Consider the following 17,897-nt stretch of genomic DNA (forward strand, 5'->3'; position numbering starts at 1 on the left):
TAATGAAATAAAACGAGAGGCTTTTGCAACTAAAGCAGTCGATAGCTATGAGGTTTAGATGTAAAACGGGCTGTTGCCAAAAATTGTTAACCTATGCCCTATAGTTACACTAATTGCCAAACTTGATTGTAAACCTTCCTTATTTAAAATGTATATTTCCTATTGAACCCGCTAAGGACGCTATTTAAACAAACTGTAATTTATGGTGCGGCCACTGTGCTACCACGGGTTTTGTCTGTAATTCTTGTGAGGCTGTATACCACGGTGTTTGAAAACGCCTCTGGCTATGGGGAATATGTAAAAATCTACGCTTGGATAGCAATTTTCAACGTCATCTTGGCTTATGGCATGGAAACTGCTTTCTTTCGTTTTTATAATGAAAAGAGGCATAAATCCAGTGTGGTATCCACAGCCTTGATTTCGCTCATGGGGAGTTCGTTCTTGTTTCTTGCCTTAGCATTGCTGGTGAAAAACGATATTTCCCTTCTTACCGGTATTGCCCCGGATTTTATAGGTTATGCCGCTGCCATTTTGGTGTTGGATGCCTTGGTCATCGTTCCTTTTGCCATGCTTAGGGCCAATGGTAAGCCCATGCGCTATGCCGTGTTGAAAATCATTAATGTGGCAATCAACTTAGGTCTTAACCTCTTTTTCTTACTGCTGTTGCCCAAACTGGCCCAAGGGAACGGCAATGGTTTCTGGGCATCTTTCTATGCTCCCAACTTTGAAATCCCCTATATTTTTATATCAAATATCGTAGCCAGTGGATTTACGCTCATGTTCTTTTTGCCTACCTATCTGAAAACAAAATTCACTTTTAATCTTGCCTTGTGGAGATCTATGTTGGCCTATGCTGGACCCATACTGGTTGCTGGCATTGCCTTTACCATCAATGAGGTAGTGGATAAAATTTTCTTGGCGAACATGGTTTCAGAAGAGGTGGCCGGCATTTATGGTGCCTGTTACAAATTGGCCCTGTTCATGACCTTGTTCGGTACTGCATTTAGAATGGGGGTAGAACCGTTTTTCTTTAGCCATGCCAAGTCTGAAAATGCGCAAAAGACCTACGCACAGATTACCAACTACTTTGTCATTTTAGGCAGTGTAATTTTGCTGCTGGTAGTGGTATTCGTAGAGTTGTTGGCGGGACTTCTTCTTGGGAACGACACTTACTTTAAAGCCTTGGATATAGTGCCCATAGTGCTTTTGGCCAGTTTTTGTTTGGGAATTTACCATAACCTTTCCGTATGGTATAAAATTACGGATAGAACTAAATTTGGCGCCTATATTTCTTCTATTGGGGCTATTATGACCATCTGTATCAATTTGGCATTGATTCCAAAACTGGGTTATATGGCTTCTGCGCTGGCCACCTTGGCAGCCTATGGGAGCATGATGTGCCTTTCTTACTATTTTGGAAAGAAACACTATCCAATTCCTTACAATATGCGCAAGATTACCTTTTATGGCGGGATATCCATATTGTTTTCCTTCCTTTCTTTCTACGTATTCCATAGTAATCTAATTGTTGGCTGCTTCTTGGTTTTAGTATTTTTGGGGCTTATTTACAAACTAGAGGGAGATAAATTAAAAACCATATTCTTTAAACGTGGAAATTAACATCATCAACAAATCAAAACATCCTTTACCGCATTACGAAACCAATGCTTCCGCAGGGATGGATTTAAGAGCCAATATTTCTGAGCCAATAACGTTACAACCATTAGAACGAACCATTGTAAAAACGGGACTATTTATAGAACTGCCCCTTGGTTATGAAGCGCAAGTGCGACCAAGAAGTGGTTTGGCCGCAAAAAACGGCATTACCGTGCTTAACGCTCCGGGAACAGTAGACGCAGATTATAGGGGAGAAATAGGAGTAATACTCGTAAACCTTTCCAATGAAGATTTTACCATTAAAGATGGCGAACGCGTAGCTCAATTGGTCATTGCCAAACATGAAAGAGCCAGCTGGAATGAGGTAAATCAATTATCAAACACAGCTAGGGGATCTGGTGGTTTTGGTTCAACAGGTGTCAAATAAAAGCTGAATACTAATAACTAAAGATTAACTACTAGTTTTATGAAAATAATAGTCCCTATGGCCGGCCGCGGCTCAAGATTAAGACCCCATACCTTAACCGTCCCAAAACCATTGGTACCTGTAGCGGGCAAACCAATTGTGCACCGTTTGGTGGGGGATATTGCCAAAGTGTTAGGAGAGCCAATAGAGGAAATTGCCTTTATTTTGGGTGATCCCGCATTTTTTGGTGATGAGGTTGTCCAAAGCCTAGAAAAACTTGCTAGGGAATTGGGCGCTAAACCCAGTATTTACCGTCAGTTAGACCCAAAAGGTACTGGGCATGCCATCATGTGTGCGGAACCATCTCTTTCTGGACCTGCCGTGATTGCCTATGCAGACACCTTAATCCGAGCAAGTTTTGATTTGGACAAAGATGCCGATAGCGTTATCTGGACAAAGAAAGTGGACAACCCGGAAGCCTACGGTGTCGTTAACCTCAATGAGGAGCATCAGATTGTAGAATTGGTTGAAAAACCCGAGCGGTTTGTAAGTGACCAGGCGGTCATCGGCATTTATTATTTTAAAGAGGTGGCAGAACTCAAAAAAGAACTACAGTATGTACTGGACAATGCCATTATCAACGGTGGCGAATACCAAATCAACGATGGAATAAAGCGTATGATGGCCAATGACAAGATTTTTGTCACGGGTAAGGTAGATGAATGGATGGATTGCGGCAATAAGAACATTACCATTGAAACCAACCAGCGCATGTTGGGCTTTTTGGCTAAGGATGGGGAGAAGTTGGTCGCAGATTCCGTTGTGCAAGAGAACGCCAATATCATACCCCCATGCTATCTGGGAGAGAATGTGGTGCTCAAAAATACCACCGTCGGCCCGTTTGTTTCCATTGGCGCCGGTACCGTTTTAGAGAATACCACCGTTAAAAATAGTTTAATACAGAACCATACGGTCATTAAAAACGCTAATTTGGATAAGGCAATGATAGGCAATCACGTAAAATTTAACGGGAATTTTGAACACATCAGCATTGGGGATTATTCCGTGTTGGAGTAAATATGCGGTGAACTAATGGTTATAATCCCATATTGGACGGTAAAACTGCTAAGCCGCAGCTCGCAAAAAGATAAGTAATGAACCTAGGGTTGAATAGACTAATAAAAAGACGGAATTGGAGTTTTACCCTTACTTTTTGTATTGCAATAGCGTATTCTTATGGCCAAGAAACCCCAAAAGTAGTGCAGCAAGAGGAAAGTTCTGAGGTATTTTTGGAAGAATATACCGATGAGTTTCAGGAAACTTTTTTTGAAGCGCTAAAGCAAAAGGGCATTCAGAATTATGACCGCGCCATTAACCTGTTGCTGGATTGTAAGCGCTTACAGCCTAAGAATGATGTGATTGACCATGAGCTTGCCAAGACCTATCTTTTAGATAGAAAGTATACACAAGGACAGCCTTATGCCATTGCGGCTTTGCAGGCCAGTATAGAAAATTATTGGTACTTGGACACACTAATGGAACTGTTAGCCAAACAGTCCATGGATTTTGGGAGCGTCGCCAACCAGTTACCATCCGATAATGAAGGTTTCCGAAAAAATCTCGCGCTTATTTATTACAAACGCCAAGCCTATGATGCCGCCACCAAAGTCTTGAACAATCTTGGTAATTCTGACTTTAAAGCTAGGCTACAGCAAAAATTAGCGGAAGTTGCGGTAAAAACGGAAACGACCCAGTTCAAAACCGCCACCTTTGAGGTAAACAATGATCCGGTTAAGGCCTTGGAGCTTAATTTGGGCCAACAATTAAAGCTGGGCCAGTACCGTATGGTGGAAATGCGTGCAAAAAAGGCTGTGGAGCTATATCCGTTACAACCGTTTTTTTATTATGCTTACGGGGTGTCACTTCACCATAACAACAAAAACAATCAAGCGATTGATGTTTTGATTTCCGGCCTTGATTTTCTTTTTGACGATATACCGCTTGCCAACAAGTTCCATAAGGCACTTGCCGATGCATATACCAAGGCCAATAACATATCAAAGGCAAATGAGTACCTTCGTAAGATAAAATCTGGGTTTTAAGATGCACCGTATTTCTAGTTTATTCATGGGAGGCTTGGCTTTGTTGCTACTGTTCTCCATGTCTTGCAAGTCTACTAAACCACTTACCTCGGGAGAAGCTAATCCGGCCTTGTCCGCAAGAAAGATTATCCAGAGACACTACCAAACGGAGGCAAATTTTAAAACATTGAGCGGGAAGCTAAAAATAAATTTTTCGGACGGAGAGCAATCACAAGGGGTTTCCGTTAGTTTTAGAATGAAAAAAGATGAAGTTATCTGGATAAGTGCCCCAGTTGGTGTGGTAAAGGCAAGGGTTACCCCAGAGAGCGTATCTTTTTACAACCGTTTGCAAAATGAGTATTTTGATGGCGATTTTCAATACCTGAGCAAGCTGCTGGGCACAGAGGTAGATTTTAATTTGGTACAAAACCTGTTATTGGGCAACGCCGTTTTGGATTTAAGAAAGGAGAGGTATAGCAACACTATCGAGAACAATACCTATGGTTTAAAACCAAAAACGGCAAACCAGTTGTATAAGATTCTTTTCTTTTTAAATCCAGATAATTTTAAAATTGCCAAACAACAGATTTCCCAGCCAGAGCAAGGTCAGTTTTTAACCATTGACTATAAGTATCAGACCGTTGCTGATCGTATTATCCCAGATAGGATAAATGTATTGGCAGAAAAAGGGAACTTAACCAATACCATTGACTTGGAGTACAGGAACATGGAGTTCAACAGAAACCTTAATTTCCCATACAAAATACCCAAAGGTTTTAAAAGAATTGTTTTATAGTAGGATGCCGCGGTTAAAACCACAGATACAACTTATGTTCTTGCTGTTAATTATGGCAATGGCAACCCATGCGCAGACCAGAGAACAAAAAAGCCTAGAAGCCAAACGGGCACGTATTCAAAAGGAAATCAAAGAAATTAACCGTTTGCTTTTTGCGGAAAAAAAGGAGAAGGGCACGGTTTTGGACCAAATGGATGCTTTGGACCGTAAAATAAACATGAGCCAAGAATTGATAAGGGTCACCAACCAGCAAACCAATCTTTTAAATAGGCAAATCAATGCCAACGTTCGGAAATTGGCAAAGCTAAGGGAAGATTTAACCTTGTTAAAAGATGACTATGCCACCCTTATCCAGAAGTCTTACCAACAAAGATCACAGCAGAACCGCTTAATGTTCTTACTGTCTTCCAAAGACTTTTTCCAAGCCTTTAAAAGGCTACAGTATATGAAACAATACGCAGACCACAGAAAAAAGCAAGGGGAAGCTATTGTCAAGGCCGCAGAGGACTTAAAACGGACCAATACCCAACTCATTGGCCAAAGGAAAATAAAGGAACAGCTTTTAGCAGATAATAAAAGGGTAAAGGACAACTTATTTAAACAGATCAATACCCAAAAAGAGTTGTTGCGAAGCATTCGCCAAAATGAAAGTAAGTACGTTGCGGAGATAGATAAAAAAAAGAGGGAGGCAAGGCGGATTGATAGGGAGATTGAAAAACTCATCCGTAGCGCTATTGCCTCTACCAACAAAAAATCTGGAAGTGCCGATAAAAACAGCTTTAGCCTTACTCCAGAGGCCAAATTAATTGCCAATAACTTTTCATCCAATAGGGGAAAACTGATATGGCCGGTAGAAAAAGGGATTAAAAGCCAAGGTTTTGGTAAGTATAAGGACAAAGTATACCCAGGCATCATCCACCAGAACAATGGGGTCACCATATCCACGGATAAGGATGCGGTAGCACGTGCCATTTTTGAAGGGGAGGTGATAGAGATCATGACCATGAAAACAGGGCAAAAAGGGGTTTATGTGCGCCACGGAAATTACATTAGCATGTACTACAACCTTGCTGAGGTTTTTGTTAAAAAAGGCGATAAAATAGCGGCTAAAGAGGCTTTGGGCAAAATTTATACCAGCAAGTTTGACGGGGCCACCAAGCTAAAATTTTATCTTTATCAAGATACCAAAAAACTGAACCCAGAGGACTGGGTCTATCAGTTGTAGCTAATGAAAACCATATGAAACCGTTGCCTTGTTTGCTAGTTGTAATGGCTATTTTGGTTTCCTGCCAGAAAGAGTTGGTGTTTGAGGATAACCAGAGAATTGGTTTTGAGGCCCTTTTGATGAACAGCGCACAGGAACCACTTTCCAATGTTTCTTTGGAAGTATTTGCGGCTACGGAAACCGAGCTACGGTTTGATGAAGCCGTTAGGGGAATATATGGAACCAAGATTGCAGAGGGCCGCAGTGATGGGGAAGGTAAAATCCGTATCCTTACTTTTAATCCAATCAACGCCAACAACATATTGGCGTCCATTAACTTTAAACCTAGTGGGAATACAGTGAGCTATGCCCGGACCATGGTAAATTTTGTAAATGGCTTAAGTTTTGCCGACAATACGTATAACCTGGGTACCGTGGTTTTAGATACTATAGTGCCCTTTGATCTAAGGGTGTCCAGGCAACGGAACAGCACGGATACCTTAAACCTTTCCGTAGAAAGTAACCGGTCTAGGATAAAACTATTGGATAATGACCCAGTAGACAATCCTTTTTTTAATCCAAATCGGGATTTTTCTTTTTTTAGCCTTGCCCCAGGTACGGAGGACAGACAAATTAGGGTAACCACCATAGAAAGTGACACTATCCTTTTAAATTACCAATTGTTCAACAACGGTGTTACGGAACAAGGGGAGCTTAAGATTAACGTAGCCGAAACCAACGGAACTTATGAGTTTATATTTTAAGAAATGCTCGTTCATCTTATGGTTTTTGGTAGCCTATCCTTCCTTAGGCCAAACCACGGAGGATACCAGGATGGCAGATTCAACAAAGACAAAAGTGCAGGCCAGGTGGGGGTATATCCGGCCATTGCCTTTTGGAAATCATTTTGTATCCTCAGATTACGATTGGGGAGGCGGTTTTGAAGTTGACTTTCAATTTCGGCTAAAATCCAACTTTTTAATAGGGGTCCAATATCAAAATATGGAGGGCAAGGTCATTGATGAACAAACATTGAACCTATTTGAGACCAGTAAATGGAATAGAATTTTGCTGACTACGGCCTATGATGTATTTCCTGGCAACGAGCAGCTGCATGGGTATGTTGGTATGGGAATGGGCAGTGCTATTTTAACCCATCAATACCAAATAGAGAATTTTAAGGATGATGCCTTTACCCTTATGGTGAATGTAACGTTGGAACGTAAATTAGGCAAGGCCATAGGCCTCTTTTTATCCCTGCAGCAATACATTGATTTCTGGAATATTGAGGCCCCTGCAAACCAATTGAAAGATTATGGCACAAGTTTTCTTTTTATGCCCACTGCAGGGGTTAGCTTGTTTTTTTAATTAGTCCATAAACAGTGCCCGAAGTTCTGTTGCTTCATTAGGTTTCATTTTTCCGGCAAGAACAAGGCTTAATTGTTTTCTTCGCAAAGCAGCGGCAAAACGTTCTTTCTCCAAATCGGTCTCCGGCATTAGCGGTGGCACCTCTGTTGGGGTGCCGGTCTCATCTACAGCCACAAAAGTGTAAATGGCCTCATTTGCCTTGGTACGTTCTCCCGTGATACGATCTTCCATCCAAATATCAAGGAAAACTTCCATGGAAGTACGGAAAGCCCTAGAAATACTTGCTTCAACAGTGACAACGCTGCCCAATGGCACAGAACGGTTAAATGCTACGTGGTTTACGGATGCGGTTACGGTGATGCGTCTGCTATGGCGTCTTGCGGCAATACTGGCAGCACGGTCCATACGTGCCAACAATTCCCCACCAAACAAGTTGTTTAAGGGGTTGGTTTCACTTGGCAGAACCATATCGGTCATGATAGTCCTAGATTCGCTGGGAGTCTTTGCGCGCATGGTTTATATTTTTTTGCAAAGATATTGAAGTTAAAAACGCTGGCTTTGGTATACTCCCTTTATTTCTCGGAAAGAATCCAAACATCTGGAGAGGTCGTTCGCTTAATCTCCCTATACAGCCGTAGCGCATCTGTAGCGTTCGTAAAACTGCCGTAGGCAACTTGGTGCAGCCCATAGGCATTGGTGCCAATATAGGTAGCCCTGTAGCCCTGTTGGCTTAGAGCGGTAATCTTTTTATCTGCATTGGCCTGAATTCTAAAAGCTCCGGCCACAACATGGTGCAATGGCCCTTGCTGTTGTACCTTGCCCTTATTTACATTTAAACGTAAACCAGGTAGCTCCAAAGGATCGGTGTCAAAAAAAGTGGCTTCCTGTATTTCTTTGGAGACCACTTCTTGCACCTGTTGGCGCACCAAAAATGCCTGCTGCTGCTGTTGGCTTTGTCTCAACTGGTATCCGGAGGTGCCAAGGGCAATACATAAAAGCCCAATGGCTGCGTAACGTAGCCATGGCCTTTTTTCAATAGCTTCACGCTTTTGAGGGGTAAAAACAAATGGAACCCGCTCTTCAGTAAGTTCAATGTCTTTTTTCAGTTCTTCTCGTACCACGGGAGCGGCACCTACATCTGCCAAACCAAAAGAAGTGACCAAGTAGTTCGTGCGCTGCTGCGGAAGAAACTGTATTTTTTGATGGGCCCCCAAGGACAAGGTCCCAAGACCTTCCAATGTTAAGGATTTTTCTTCTTGCAATGTCAATTGCCACTGTGCCACGGTTTGTTCTACTTCGTCCAAAAGACTGTCATACTCTAGATGTAAGGCCTTTGAGATAAAAGAAATTAGCAATCCGTCATTTTCTTGTAGTTGCTCATTAAAGGAAACGATTTTTGTAGGTGGGTGCACGGTTTGGCTTTCCGCTCCAATCTTTGCGGAAACAGTCTGCGCAAGGAAAGCACCAAACTGTGGCACAACTACACAGTGATACCGATAGAGTAATTGCGTGATGTAGTGTTCTAACTGCATAAAGACAAATATTGAAAAAAATGACTTGGCACAAAATAGCTAGGGTAAGTTTTTATTAACATTGTACCGTCAACGATTTTTTCATTTAGTTCAACTTATATTTCAATGAGTTCCATTCCCAAAAATGAATTGATATCCCTTTTGCGGCTGCAGCGTATTCCAAATATTGGTGATGTCATTGCCAAAAAATTATTGGAAAAGTGTGGCAGTGCATCAGCGATTTTTGAACACAAACGTTCCCAACTTTTACAGATTGATGGCATTGGTAGCTTTACCTTAAAAGCTTTGTACGACACGGTTTATTTGGAGGAAGCCACCCAAGAATTCCAATTTATTGTTGAGAATACCATTAAATGTCATTTTTTTAAGGATGAGGACTATCCAACAGCTTTAAAACACTGTTTGGACAGCCCTATCCTTTTATTTTCTAGTGGAAACATAAATTTGAGCCCAAGAAGGATCATAAGCGTAGTGGGTACCCGGAAGATAACCAGTTACGGACAAGCATTTTGTGAACAGTTTGTGGAAGAACTGGCGCCTTTGAACCCCATTATCGTCAGTGGGTTTGCCTATGGAGTGGATATAGCCATCCAAAAAGCGGCCTTAAAGTATGGATTGCAGACCATAGGCTGTTTGGCCCATGGGTTAAACCAGATATATCCAAAGGCACACAAAAGGTATGTTAAGGATATTGAAAAGAACGGAGGGTTTTATACCGAGTTTTGGAGCAGCAGCCATCCAGAGCGGGAAAACTTTTTAAAAAGAAATCGCATCATTGCCGGGCTCAGCGAAGCAACTATTGTCATAGAATCTGCCGAAAAGGGAGGGAGTTTGGTCACCGCGGACATTGCCCATGGCTATAACCGTGACGTCTTTGCTGTGCCGGGAAGGGCGGGCGACAAGTACAGTATGGGCTGTAATAATCTCATAAAACAGCAAAAGGCCCAAATATTGACCTCTGCTGCGGATTTGGTCTACCTTTTAGGGTGGAAATTAGATGAGCCCAAGCAAAACAACATACAAAAGCAACTATTTGTGGATTTGGATGCTAATGAACAAGCTATTTATTCGTTATTACAGGAACAGGGCAAGCAGCTACTGGACAGTATCGCCCTTGCTTGTAGTTTGCCCATTTATCAAGTCTCATCAACCTTGTTGAACATGGAAATGAAAGGCGTTGTAAGACCGTTGCCTGGGAAATTGTTTGAGGCGATATAAACATCAAATTTTTGTAAGCGCCGTTTATCGATTTTTTTGAGACAGAATGGGTTTTCTACTTGTTTATGCGCTTCGGCAGGGTGATCAATACCGGTTAACTTCGTTTTATTGAAAAAGTTGAAAAAAAGTAGCTTGTGGCTCACTATGTAAACGACTTCATTGGATTTTTTTACAGGATGAATGGTGATTATGACATTCTGATGAGGAGTTGGGAGGAAGAAGAATCTCAATTACAGCTGCATGCGGGTTATATTATCTTCAAAAACAGGTAAGTTTTACGTAGGATGCCACGTGCCTCAGTACGATATGTGGTTTTACAAAGAACCACATGGTTTTTTGATACACCTATGGTTGACGAAAACTTTAATTTTAATATTTGGCTAGTCCCCTTAGACTAATAGCCCACCTTCCCTCGAACTCTAGCCAAAACAGCATCAGCCACTTTTTTTGCTTTTTCAGCCCCTTTTGCAAGAGCCTCATCCACTTCATTGAGGTTGTTCATATAGTACTCAAAGCGTTCCCGAGGCGTTTCAAATTTTTGGAGCATCAATTCATATAGCGCTTGTTTGGCATGGCCATAGCCATAACCTCCTGCAAGGTAATGCGCGCTCATATCCTCTATTTCTTCTTGGGTGGCCAAAAGTTTATAAAGTTCAAATACATTATCGCCATCCGGGTTTTTGGGGTCTTCCATTGGAGTGCTGTCCGTGACGATGCCCATGAGCTGTTTCCTCAATTTTTTATCTGGCTGAAAAATATTAATGGTATTGCCTTTGCTTTTGCTCATTTTGGCGCCGTCCGTGCCGGGCACGTACATCGTATTTTCCTGTAATTTGGTTTCTGGCAAGACAAAGGTTTCCCCAAATTGGGCATGAAACCTGGAAGCCACATCCCTGGTCATCTCTAAATGCTGGGATTGGTCTTTACCTACTGGCACAATGTTGGCATCGTACAATAAAATATCGGCGGCCATGAGCATTGGGTAGGTAAAAAGGCCTGCGTTCACATCTTCTAATCGATCTGCCTTATCTTTAAAAGAATGGGCAAGTGTAAGCCGTTGGTAAGGGAATAAACAGCTCAGGTACCAAGAAAGTTCGGTGACCTGTGGTACATCGCTCTGGCGGTAGAATACCGTTTTATCAACATCCAATCCAAAAGCCAACCAAGTTGCAGCGGTGGCGTAGGTATTGTTGCGCAAGGTTTCCCCATTCTTAATTTGGGTTAGGGAATGCATGTCCGCGATAAACAAAAAGGATTCGTTTTCAGGATGTTGGGCCATCTCAATGGCGGGCATAATAGCACCTAAGATATTGCCTAAATGGGGGATGCCAGTACTTTGTATACCGGTCAGTATTCTTGCCATGCGTAACGTTTAAGTGGTAAATGTAACAATCACATTGGGATTAAAAAAAGGAAACTTTGGTGTATGCTTTCTAAGCTAGCCTGCCCATACAGCGGCAAAAAGGGTCCCAGCAGGGTGTAATTCACATGAACTCGCAGGTGTTGTGTTGGCCCAGGCCTACTACATGTTTTACTGCCCTTAACCAATTATTTTTTAAATAGCCCAGCTACAAACAGAATCACCAATGCCCCAATGACCCCGGTAATAAGGTCGCCAATAATTCCAGTACCAACCTGTATGCCAAGCGTGCCAAAAAGCCAATTGCCAACACTACCGCCAACAATACCCAATAAAATGTTGATCAGGGTGCCATAGCCACCACCTTTCATGATTTTGCCTGCCAACCAGCCCGCCACTGCGCCAATTAAAAGAGCGTATAAAAGTCCCATAGGTTTATATTTTATCTAAACGGGAAGATAAGTAAATAAACTAAGGTTGCCAGCTAAAGGGGATACAAGCAGATTGGACGCTTGCTGCAACATCTAAGTTGTGATGTGGCAAATGCAAGCGGAATCCTTTTAACTCAGGATTATCATTGAAATATTCTACTTTTGGAAGATGATAAAACTCCTAAAAAACATTGGACATGTCCTATACAGGGTTTGGTTTTATCTCTTGGTAGCTCTGCCCATCTTCGTTTTTTTCCCCATTTTGCTCCTCACCACTATTTCAGAACGCACGTATCCCCAGTTTTTTTGGATTGCCAGAAACCTCTGGGCAAAGACCATTTTGTATGGTATGGGTTGTTTTCCAAAAATTACCTGGCAGCAAAAGCTGGAGCGGGATAAAAGTTATATGCTGGTAGCCAACCATACCAGTATGTTGGATATTATGTTGATGCTTTATACAAGCAAAAATCCTTTTGTATTTGTAGGCAAGATGGAATTGGCCAAGATTCCAGTATTTGGCTTTTTTTACAAACGTGTTTGTATTTTGGTAGATCGGAACAATCCAAAAAGCAGGACTGCGGTGTATAGACGGGTACAGCACAGGTTACAACAGAAACTTAGCATCTGTATCTTTCCAGAAGGTGGTGTCCCAGATGAGGAGGTGCTCTTAGATCGGTTCAAGGATGGTGCTTTTAGAATGGCGATAAGGCACCATATACCTGTGGTTCCCATGTCTTTTTTGGATTGTAAAAAACGATTTTCTTGGACCTTCCTTAGCGGAGGTCCGGGTCCGCTGCGGGTAAAGGTGCATTCCTTTTTTGAAACCGGTATTTTGGGCGCAGAGGATACCTCAACACTTAGGGAAGAGGTACGCCAAGTTATACTAAGTGAGCTTGATGCTTCCACTTAACAGAATGGACAGGTATTTTTACCCAAGCCTTAAAACCTAAAATTAATTCCGCTGTACACCCCAAGTGAATAAGGATTAAAACTTCCGGCAGTCTCGGAAAAAGTGTTTAATTGATACTTAAAAATCGGCTCCAAGTTAAACTGTAATTTTGGGGCAAACCTATACCGGATACCAAGGCCAATATTGGTGCTAAAGTTTAGTGTGTTCACATTGTTGGCACTGCCCATGGCGGTTGCGGCGCTAGCATTTTGCAAATCTTGTAGGGTCACTGCGTTATCCACCAAAAATAAAGAGCTAAAGCCCCCAATGATATTGACACCCAGCTTCTTGTCCAACAAAGCGTAATTGAGTTCAAAGGGCACTTCTAGGTAGCCCAGTTGTTGCACCATACGGCCATCCCTACTCGGATTTGCAACCAAAATTTCATTGTCCGTGCTAGTTGGGTTTTGGGCTTCTAGCGGCTTACTGCGCACTACCAGATTCCTAGCCGTGGGTCTATAATCGATATTATCTATCAATGCGTTGGTAGAGGATTCTGGGGAAGAGGAAAAAGCCACTTCATTGGTGTCATACCCAAAATCTACCCGGTGAACCCCTGATCGCAGGCTTAGTTTTTTACTTAGGTTATAGGATACCTGTAGTCCGTAGCTCAGATTTACATTCCCAGATTTGTCATTGGATGCAAAGTTGGAGTGGATTGGGGAGCCTTCGCCAATAGAACCATAGTAGACCGGTGCAAACGCAGCGCCCATACTCCATTTATCAGAAGTGCTTTCTTTTTCCAAGAGGGCAACCTCTTCTTCCTTGTCCTTTTCTTTTATGGCGTCAAAAATCGATGTTTTCTCATTTTGTTGCGCAATTGCCGTTTTCTCCTTTGAGCCTAAACTATCCTTGGAACGTTCCAATGGATTCTCGTCATCCTTAACGTGGGCAACATCTGTTTGCCCCGTAACTGCCGAAATAGCTTCTTCCTTTTTGTTTGCCATGGCATTGGGAAGACTTTTTTCTACGTTATCTGGTGTTGTAGTGGCTACCTCTGTGCTTTCTGATTTGAAATTAAGGGGTTGATTCTGCTGTTTGGGTTTGGGTGTCGCTTTTGTTGCCACGTCAGTTTGTGTCCTTGATTTTGGTAGATAGCCCTTATTAGGCCGTTCTTGATTTACCAAACGCTTTTGTTTTTGCGGCAAAAGATTTTTGTCTATGCCATTACTAAGGTCCCCATCCCCGTTTTCTTCTTTTTGTTGTGCTCCATTGGGTAGATTGCTGGGCCTATCATCTTTGTTATCATTGGAATCAACATTAGTAAGCTGAATTTCCTCTTTTTTATTTTGCTGGCTATTGGGAGCCACATTTTCCGTGTCCACTACTGGATTGTTTGGTGTGGTTTCAGGAGTATCCGCTACTGGGTTAAGGATATATAAAAGTATGGCCAATAAAGCGGCCACTCCACCTAATTGCCACCAAATGGGAACCACCCGTTTCTTCTTCTTTTTGTCCAAAGAAGCTTCAATGCGCTGCCAGACCTGCGGGTCTGCCGGTGCATCAAAGTCTTTAAACTTCTGTTTAAAGAGGTTATCTAAATTATTTTTTTCCATTCTTAACCAGAATTAAGTAATGTTTACTTTTTCTTTTTCAATTTTTTCTTTCAGTATCATTCTAGCCCGCGCAAGGTTAGACTTTGAGGTTCCCGTTGAGGTCCCTAATAGTTCACTGATTTCCTTATGGGAATACCCATCCAATACATAAAGATTAAAGGTCATGCGGTATTTAGTGGGTAGTTCTTGCACATAGCCCAAAAGGGTATTTAAATGGATGTCAATGGTATCGGATTCAATATCTGCACTATCCTCAATATTTTCTGAGACCACATCTAGATGGCGTTCTTTCCGATACTTTTGGAGAACGGTATTCACGGTAATACGCTTCATCCAGCCTTCAAAAGAACCTTTAAATGTAAACTGATCTATTTTACTAAAAATGGTCATAAAACTGTCATGTAGGTTGTCCTCGGCCTCTGTTTTGTTGCGCGAGTATTTAAGGCAGGTACCGAAAAGAATACCGGAGTATCTCCGGTACAATTCGGCCTGTGCCTTTCTATCCTGTTTTTTACAGTTGTTTATGAGCTCATCTAAACCCAAAATGCTGGTTAGCTTATATTTACACTTATTGGCTTAATCCTCTCTGTCGACTACGGGAACCTCATACACAATATATTCAGGTGAGCCATCTTCTCCCGATCCTGCATAAAAGCGTAAGGTATAGGTTCCATTAAAAACGGCATTAACGGTTAATACCGCTTGTACGCTATCTATTTGCTGGTTACACTCCCGGTCTGTCAACGTAGAGCCTATAGCTGCAATATTGCGCAAGCCGTTCTCTCCCTGTACAATATCAAAACCTTCAAAAAAGGTACAGTCGTCGGGCCTTAGGTAGGTCACGTTGATAGGATGAAGGCCGTTGAGCGTAAAATTATCCGGAACTTCAGCCTCCACCACTTCTAGGGCTACAAAATGGAAATTTTCTTCAGTCTCCAGTTCACAACCAAGGAAAGTTAAACCAAAAATTAGAGATGCAATTAAAACGATACCCTTTTTCATAACAACTTTAATCGACTAAAAGATGTCGTTTTTTGCGTTAGGTTGCGTCAACAGGAGTTTTTATGAATAATTTATGCTTTAATAGCGGTAATGGCCTCTTTTATTTTTTCCTCCAATTCTTCTGCCAACTCTGGATTGTCTGCCAAAAGCCCCTTTACGGCATCCCTACCTTGTCCTAGTTTGGTATCCCCATAACTAAACCAGGACCCACTTTTCTTTACAATTTCATAGGCAACGCCCAAATCCAATATTTCCCCTACCTTGGATACGCCTTCACCGTACATGATATCAAATTCTGCCGTTTTAAATGGAGGAGCCACTTTGTTCTTGACCACTTTTACACGGGTTTTGTTCCCTAGAACCTCGCCATCCGTGCTTTTGATCTGCGTAGACCGCCTAATGTCCAGGCGTACAGAGGCGTAAAACTTTAAAGCGTTACCACCGGTGGTAGTTTCTGGGTTTCCAAACATGACCCCAATTTTTTCACGTAATTGGTTAATGAAGACCACGGTGCAATGGGTTTTACTAATGGAACCTGTCAATTTCCGCAAAGCTTGGGACATTAAGCGGGCATGTAATCCCATTTTGGAGTCCCCCATCTCTCCCTCAATTTCACTTTTTGGGGTCAATGCAGCCACGGAATCCACAATGACAATATCAATAGCACCAGAACGGATAAGGTTATCCGCAATTTCTAGGGCCTGTTCCCCATTATCTGGTTGTGAGATAATCAGGTTGTCAATGTCCACGCCCAGTTTTTGGGCATAGAAACGATCAAAGGCATGTTCCGCATCAATAAAGGCAGCAATGCCACCATTCTTTTGGGCCTCCGCAATGGCGTGCAAGGTAAGGGTGGTTTTACCAGAGGATTCCGGACCGTAGATTTCAATGACCCGTCCCCTTGGATATCCGCCAACGCCCAATGCCAAATCCAGACCCAAAGATCCAGAGGGGATTACCTCCACATCTTCAATAACGCTGTCCCCCATTTTCATGACAGCACCTTTTCCGTAGGTTTTGTCCAATTTATCTAGGGTAAGTTTTAATGCTTTTAATTTTGCCTCTTTTTCGTTGCTCATGGTTCCTTTTTATTAGAGAACGAAAATAGCATTTCTTTGTCATTTTTGGATACCAACGCAACCTTTTCAACCAATCACATCTATAAAATGATTGTTTGCCCCAATAGTTTGATAATTGCACACGACCACTAGAAAGAACTTTTATCTATGAAAAAGAAACATAGTGGTCAAAAGGCACCCTAAATAAAGGGTGCCTTTTCATGTAATCCTTATTTTTGCCCAAAAGAACATATTTCGTTAACTTATCTTATTGGTATAGCATGCAACTGTACAATACACTAAGTGCGAAGGAAAGGGAACTTCTGATTGAAGAGGCGGGTAAAGAACGCCTAACCATCTCTTTCTACAAATACGCGCACATTAAGAACCCCCAACTTTTTAGGGACTATCTTTTTATACACTGGAACGCTTTGGACGTTTTGGGCAGAATATATGTTGCCAAGGAAGGCATTAACGCTCAATTATCCGTCCCGGCAGATAATTTTGAGGCCTTTAAGCAACACTTGGACAGTATTTCTTTCCTTGAACACGTTCGTTTGAATATTGCCATAGAACAGGACAATAAATCCTTTCTAAAACTCAAGGTGAAAGTACGTCATAAAATAGTGGCCGATGGCCTGGACGATGGCTCCTTTGATGTGACCAACAAAGGAATACACGTGGATGCCCAAAAGTTTAATGAGCTCATTGAAGACCCCGATACCGTTTTGGTGGATATGCGCAACCATTACGAAAGTGAAATAGGTCATTTTAAAAATGCCATTACCCCGGATGTGGATACGTTTCGTGATTCTTTGGATGTAATAGAGGAGGACCTAAAAGACCACAAAGAGGATAAAAAATTGGTGATGTACTGCACGGGCGGGATTCGTTGCGAAAAGGCCAGTGCCTATTATAAGCACAAGGGTTTTAAACAGGTGTACCAACTAGAAGGTGGCATAATTGAATATACCAGACAAGTAAAAAAGAAGAACCTGGAAAATAAGTTCCTGGGAAAAAACTTTGTTTTTGACCACAGGCGGGGCGAACGTATTTCTGATCATATCATTTCCAATTGCCACCAATGTGGACAACCCTGTGACACCCACGTTAACTGCGCCAATGAGGCCTGCCATTTGCTGTTCATCCAATGTGAGGCATGTGCCAAAGCCATGAACGAGTGTTGCTCGGATGCTTGTAAAACCATACATGCACTGCCTTTTGAAGAACAGAAAAAACTTCGTAAAGGGAAGCATGCCAGCAACAAAATCTTTAAAAAAGGACGCTCCGAAGTATTGAAATTTAAGAAGTAAGATTTA

Annotated in this window: 19 protein-coding genes; 11 read left to right on the forward strand and 8 right to left on the reverse strand. The window is 42.1% G+C overall.

The window, feature by feature from the left end:
• Positions 1-162: 162 nt before the first annotated feature.
• From I595_RS13560 to I595_RS13595, 8 genes are all read left to right on the forward strand, one after another.
• Complete coding sequence (locus I595_RS13560) at positions 163-1,620, forward strand: oligosaccharide flippase family protein (protein WP_054559970.1); 1,458 nt, start codon at positions 163-165, stop codon at positions 1,618-1,620.
• Complete coding sequence (dut, locus tag I595_RS13565; protein ID WP_054559971.1) at positions 1,610-2,044, forward strand: dUTP diphosphatase; 435 nt, start codon at positions 1,610-1,612, stop codon at positions 2,042-2,044. Before I595_RS13560 ends, dut begins: the two co-directional genes overlap by 11 nt.
• 39 nt (positions 2,045-2,083) lie before the next feature.
• Positions 2,084-3,100 carry a sugar phosphate nucleotidyltransferase gene (locus I595_RS13570; RefSeq protein ID WP_054559972.1) on the forward strand — a complete coding sequence of 339 codons (1,017 nt, stop codon included), beginning with the start codon at positions 2,084-2,086 and terminating at the stop codon, positions 3,098-3,100.
• 77 nt (positions 3,101-3,177) lie between these two features.
• Positions 3,178-4,125, forward strand: coding sequence for a tetratricopeptide repeat protein (locus tag I595_RS13575; protein WP_054559973.1), 948 nt, complete (start codon positions 3,178-3,180; stop codon positions 4,123-4,125).
• Between the two features lies 1 nt (position 4,126).
• A complete protein-coding gene (gene lolB1, locus I595_RS13580) occupies positions 4,127-4,900 on the forward strand; it encodes a lipoprotein insertase outer membrane protein LolB1 (RefSeq protein ID WP_054559974.1) in 774 nt (257 codons plus the stop codon).
• A gap of 58 nt (positions 4,901-4,958) precedes the next feature.
• Positions 4,959-6,125 (forward strand): murein hydrolase activator EnvC family protein, encoded by a 1,167-nt coding sequence (locus tag I595_RS13585; RefSeq protein WP_245628291.1) that lies wholly within the window; start codon positions 4,959-4,961, stop codon positions 6,123-6,125.
• A gap of 32 nt (positions 6,126-6,157) precedes the next feature.
• The gene (locus tag I595_RS13590; protein WP_172675949.1) at positions 6,158-6,868 is read left to right on the forward strand and encodes a hypothetical protein; all 711 of its coding nucleotides are present in this window, start codon (positions 6,158-6,160) and stop codon (positions 6,866-6,868) included.
• Positions 6,852-7,472: a hypothetical protein gene (locus tag I595_RS13595; protein ID WP_054559977.1), complete on the forward strand. Its 621-nt coding sequence runs from the start codon at positions 6,852-6,854 to the stop codon at positions 7,470-7,472. The genes I595_RS13590 and I595_RS13595 overlap by 17 nt, the downstream gene beginning before the upstream one ends.
• On the opposite strand, the gene I595_RS13600 is transcribed toward I595_RS13595, so the two are convergent.
• Together I595_RS13600 and I595_RS13605 are read right to left on the reverse strand one after the other, a co-directional pair.
• Positions 7,473-7,985 carry an acyl-CoA thioesterase gene (locus I595_RS13600; RefSeq protein WP_054559978.1) on the reverse strand — a complete coding sequence of 171 codons (513 nt, stop codon included), beginning with the start codon at positions 7,983-7,985 and terminating at the stop codon, positions 7,473-7,475. It lies immediately after the preceding gene.
• A 59-nt stretch (positions 7,986-8,044) separates the two neighbouring features.
• Entirely contained in the window at positions 8,045-9,004 is a 960-nt protein-coding gene (locus tag I595_RS13605; protein WP_054559979.1) for an HU domain-containing protein, read from the reverse strand.
• 114 nt (positions 9,005-9,118) lie between these two features.
• On the opposite strand from I595_RS13605, the gene dprA reads away from it, so the two are divergent.
• Positions 9,119-10,222 carry a DNA-processing protein DprA gene (dprA, locus tag I595_RS13610; protein ID WP_157449754.1) on the forward strand — a complete coding sequence of 368 codons (1,104 nt, stop codon included), beginning with the start codon at positions 9,119-9,121 and terminating at the stop codon, positions 10,220-10,222.
• 394 nt (positions 10,223-10,616) lie between these two features.
• Here dprA and trpS read toward each other — a convergent pair whose 3' ends face one another.
• Together trpS and I595_RS13620 are read right to left on the reverse strand one after the other, a co-directional pair.
• Positions 10,617-11,585 carry a tryptophan--tRNA ligase gene (gene trpS, locus I595_RS13615; RefSeq protein ID WP_054559981.1) on the reverse strand — a complete coding sequence of 323 codons (969 nt, stop codon included), beginning with the start codon at positions 11,583-11,585 and terminating at the stop codon, positions 10,617-10,619.
• Between the two features lie 185 nt (positions 11,586-11,770).
• Positions 11,771-12,013: a GlsB/YeaQ/YmgE family stress response membrane protein gene (locus tag I595_RS13620; protein WP_054559982.1), complete on the reverse strand. Its 243-nt coding sequence runs from the start codon at positions 12,011-12,013 to the stop codon at positions 11,771-11,773.
• A 169-nt stretch (positions 12,014-12,182) separates the two neighbouring features.
• Here I595_RS13620 and I595_RS13625 point away from each other — a divergent pair, with 169 nt between their 5' ends.
• Positions 12,183-12,923, forward strand: coding sequence for a lysophospholipid acyltransferase family protein (locus I595_RS13625; RefSeq protein WP_054559983.1), 741 nt, complete (start codon positions 12,183-12,185; stop codon positions 12,921-12,923).
• A 29-nt stretch (positions 12,924-12,952) separates the two neighbouring features.
• On the opposite strand, the gene I595_RS13630 is transcribed toward I595_RS13625, so the two are convergent.
• From I595_RS13630 to recA, 4 genes are all read right to left on the reverse strand, one after another.
• Positions 12,953-14,518 carry an outer membrane beta-barrel protein gene (locus tag I595_RS13630; RefSeq protein ID WP_054559984.1) on the reverse strand — a complete coding sequence of 522 codons (1,566 nt, stop codon included), beginning with the start codon at positions 14,516-14,518 and terminating at the stop codon, positions 12,953-12,955.
• Positions 14,519-14,530: 12 nt separating this feature from the next.
• The gene (locus I595_RS13635; RefSeq protein ID WP_054559985.1) at positions 14,531-15,061 is read right to left on the reverse strand and encodes an RNA polymerase sigma factor; all 531 of its coding nucleotides are present in this window, start codon (positions 15,059-15,061) and stop codon (positions 14,531-14,533) included.
• 33 nt (positions 15,062-15,094) lie between these two features.
• A complete protein-coding gene (locus I595_RS13640; RefSeq protein WP_054559986.1) occupies positions 15,095-15,520 on the reverse strand; it encodes a hypothetical protein in 426 nt (141 codons plus the stop codon).
• 71 nt (positions 15,521-15,591) lie between these two features.
• A complete protein-coding gene (recA, locus tag I595_RS13645) occupies positions 15,592-16,599 on the reverse strand; it encodes a recombinase RecA (RefSeq protein WP_054559987.1) in 1,008 nt (335 codons plus the stop codon).
• A gap of 260 nt (positions 16,600-16,859) precedes the next feature.
• Here recA and trhO point away from each other — a divergent pair, with 260 nt between their 5' ends.
• On the forward strand, positions 16,860-17,891 hold the full coding sequence (gene trhO / locus I595_RS13650; protein WP_054559988.1) for an oxygen-dependent tRNA uridine(34) hydroxylase TrhO: 1,032 nt from the start codon (positions 16,860-16,862) through the stop codon (positions 17,889-17,891).
• The last annotated feature ends 6 nt before the right edge of the window (positions 17,892-17,897 follow it).

The organism is Croceitalea dokdonensis DOKDO 023 (assembly GCF_001306415.1).
GTDB lineage: Bacteria > Bacteroidota > Bacteroidia > Flavobacteriales > Flavobacteriaceae > Croceitalea > Croceitalea dokdonensis.

What these genes read in the sequence shown, in the direction of transcription:
- I595_RS13570 (WP_054559972.1), top strand. Translation starts at nt 2,084, where the DNA reads ATGAAAATAATAGTCCCTATGGCCGGCCGCGGCTCAAGATTAAGACCC.
- I595_RS13575 (WP_054559973.1), top strand. Translation starts at nt 3,178, where the DNA reads ATGAACCTAGGGTTGAATAGACTAATAAAAAGACGGAATTGGAGTTTT.
- lolB1 (WP_054559974.1), top strand. Translation starts at nt 4,127, where the DNA reads ATGCACCGTATTTCTAGTTTATTCATGGGAGGCTTGGCTTTGTTGCTA.
- I595_RS13585 (WP_245628291.1), top strand. Translation starts at nt 4,959, where the DNA reads ATGGCAACCCATGCGCAGACCAGAGAACAAAAAAGCCTAGAAGCCAAA.
- I595_RS13595 (WP_054559977.1), top strand. Translation starts at nt 6,852, where the DNA reads ATGAGTTTATATTTTAAGAAATGCTCGTTCATCTTATGGTTTTTGGTA.
- I595_RS13600 (WP_054559978.1), bottom strand. Translation starts at nt 7,985, where the DNA reads ATGCGCGCAAAGACTCCCAGCGAATCTAGGACTATCATGACCGATATG.
- I595_RS13605 (WP_054559979.1), bottom strand. Translation starts at nt 9,004, where the DNA reads ATGCAGTTAGAACACTACATCACGCAATTACTCTATCGGTATCACTGT.
- trpS (WP_054559981.1), bottom strand. Translation starts at nt 11,585, where the DNA reads ATGGCAAGAATACTGACCGGTATACAAAGTACTGGCATCCCCCATTTA.
- I595_RS13620 (WP_054559982.1), bottom strand. Translation starts at nt 12,013, where the DNA reads ATGGGACTTTTATACGCTCTTTTAATTGGCGCAGTGGCGGGCTGGTTG.
- I595_RS13625 (WP_054559983.1), top strand. Translation starts at nt 12,183, where the DNA reads ATGATAAAACTCCTAAAAAACATTGGACATGTCCTATACAGGGTTTGG.
- I595_RS13630 (WP_054559984.1), bottom strand. Translation starts at nt 14,518, where the DNA reads ATGGAAAAAAATAATTTAGATAACCTCTTTAAACAGAAGTTTAAAGAC.
- I595_RS13640 (WP_054559986.1), bottom strand. Translation starts at nt 15,520, where the DNA reads ATGAAAAAGGGTATCGTTTTAATTGCATCTCTAATTTTTGGTTTAACT.
- recA (WP_054559987.1), bottom strand. Translation starts at nt 16,599, where the DNA reads ATGAGCAACGAAAAAGAGGCAAAATTAAAAGCATTAAAACTTACCCTA.
- trhO (WP_054559988.1), top strand. Translation starts at nt 16,860, where the DNA reads ATGCAACTGTACAATACACTAAGTGCGAAGGAAAGGGAACTTCTGATT.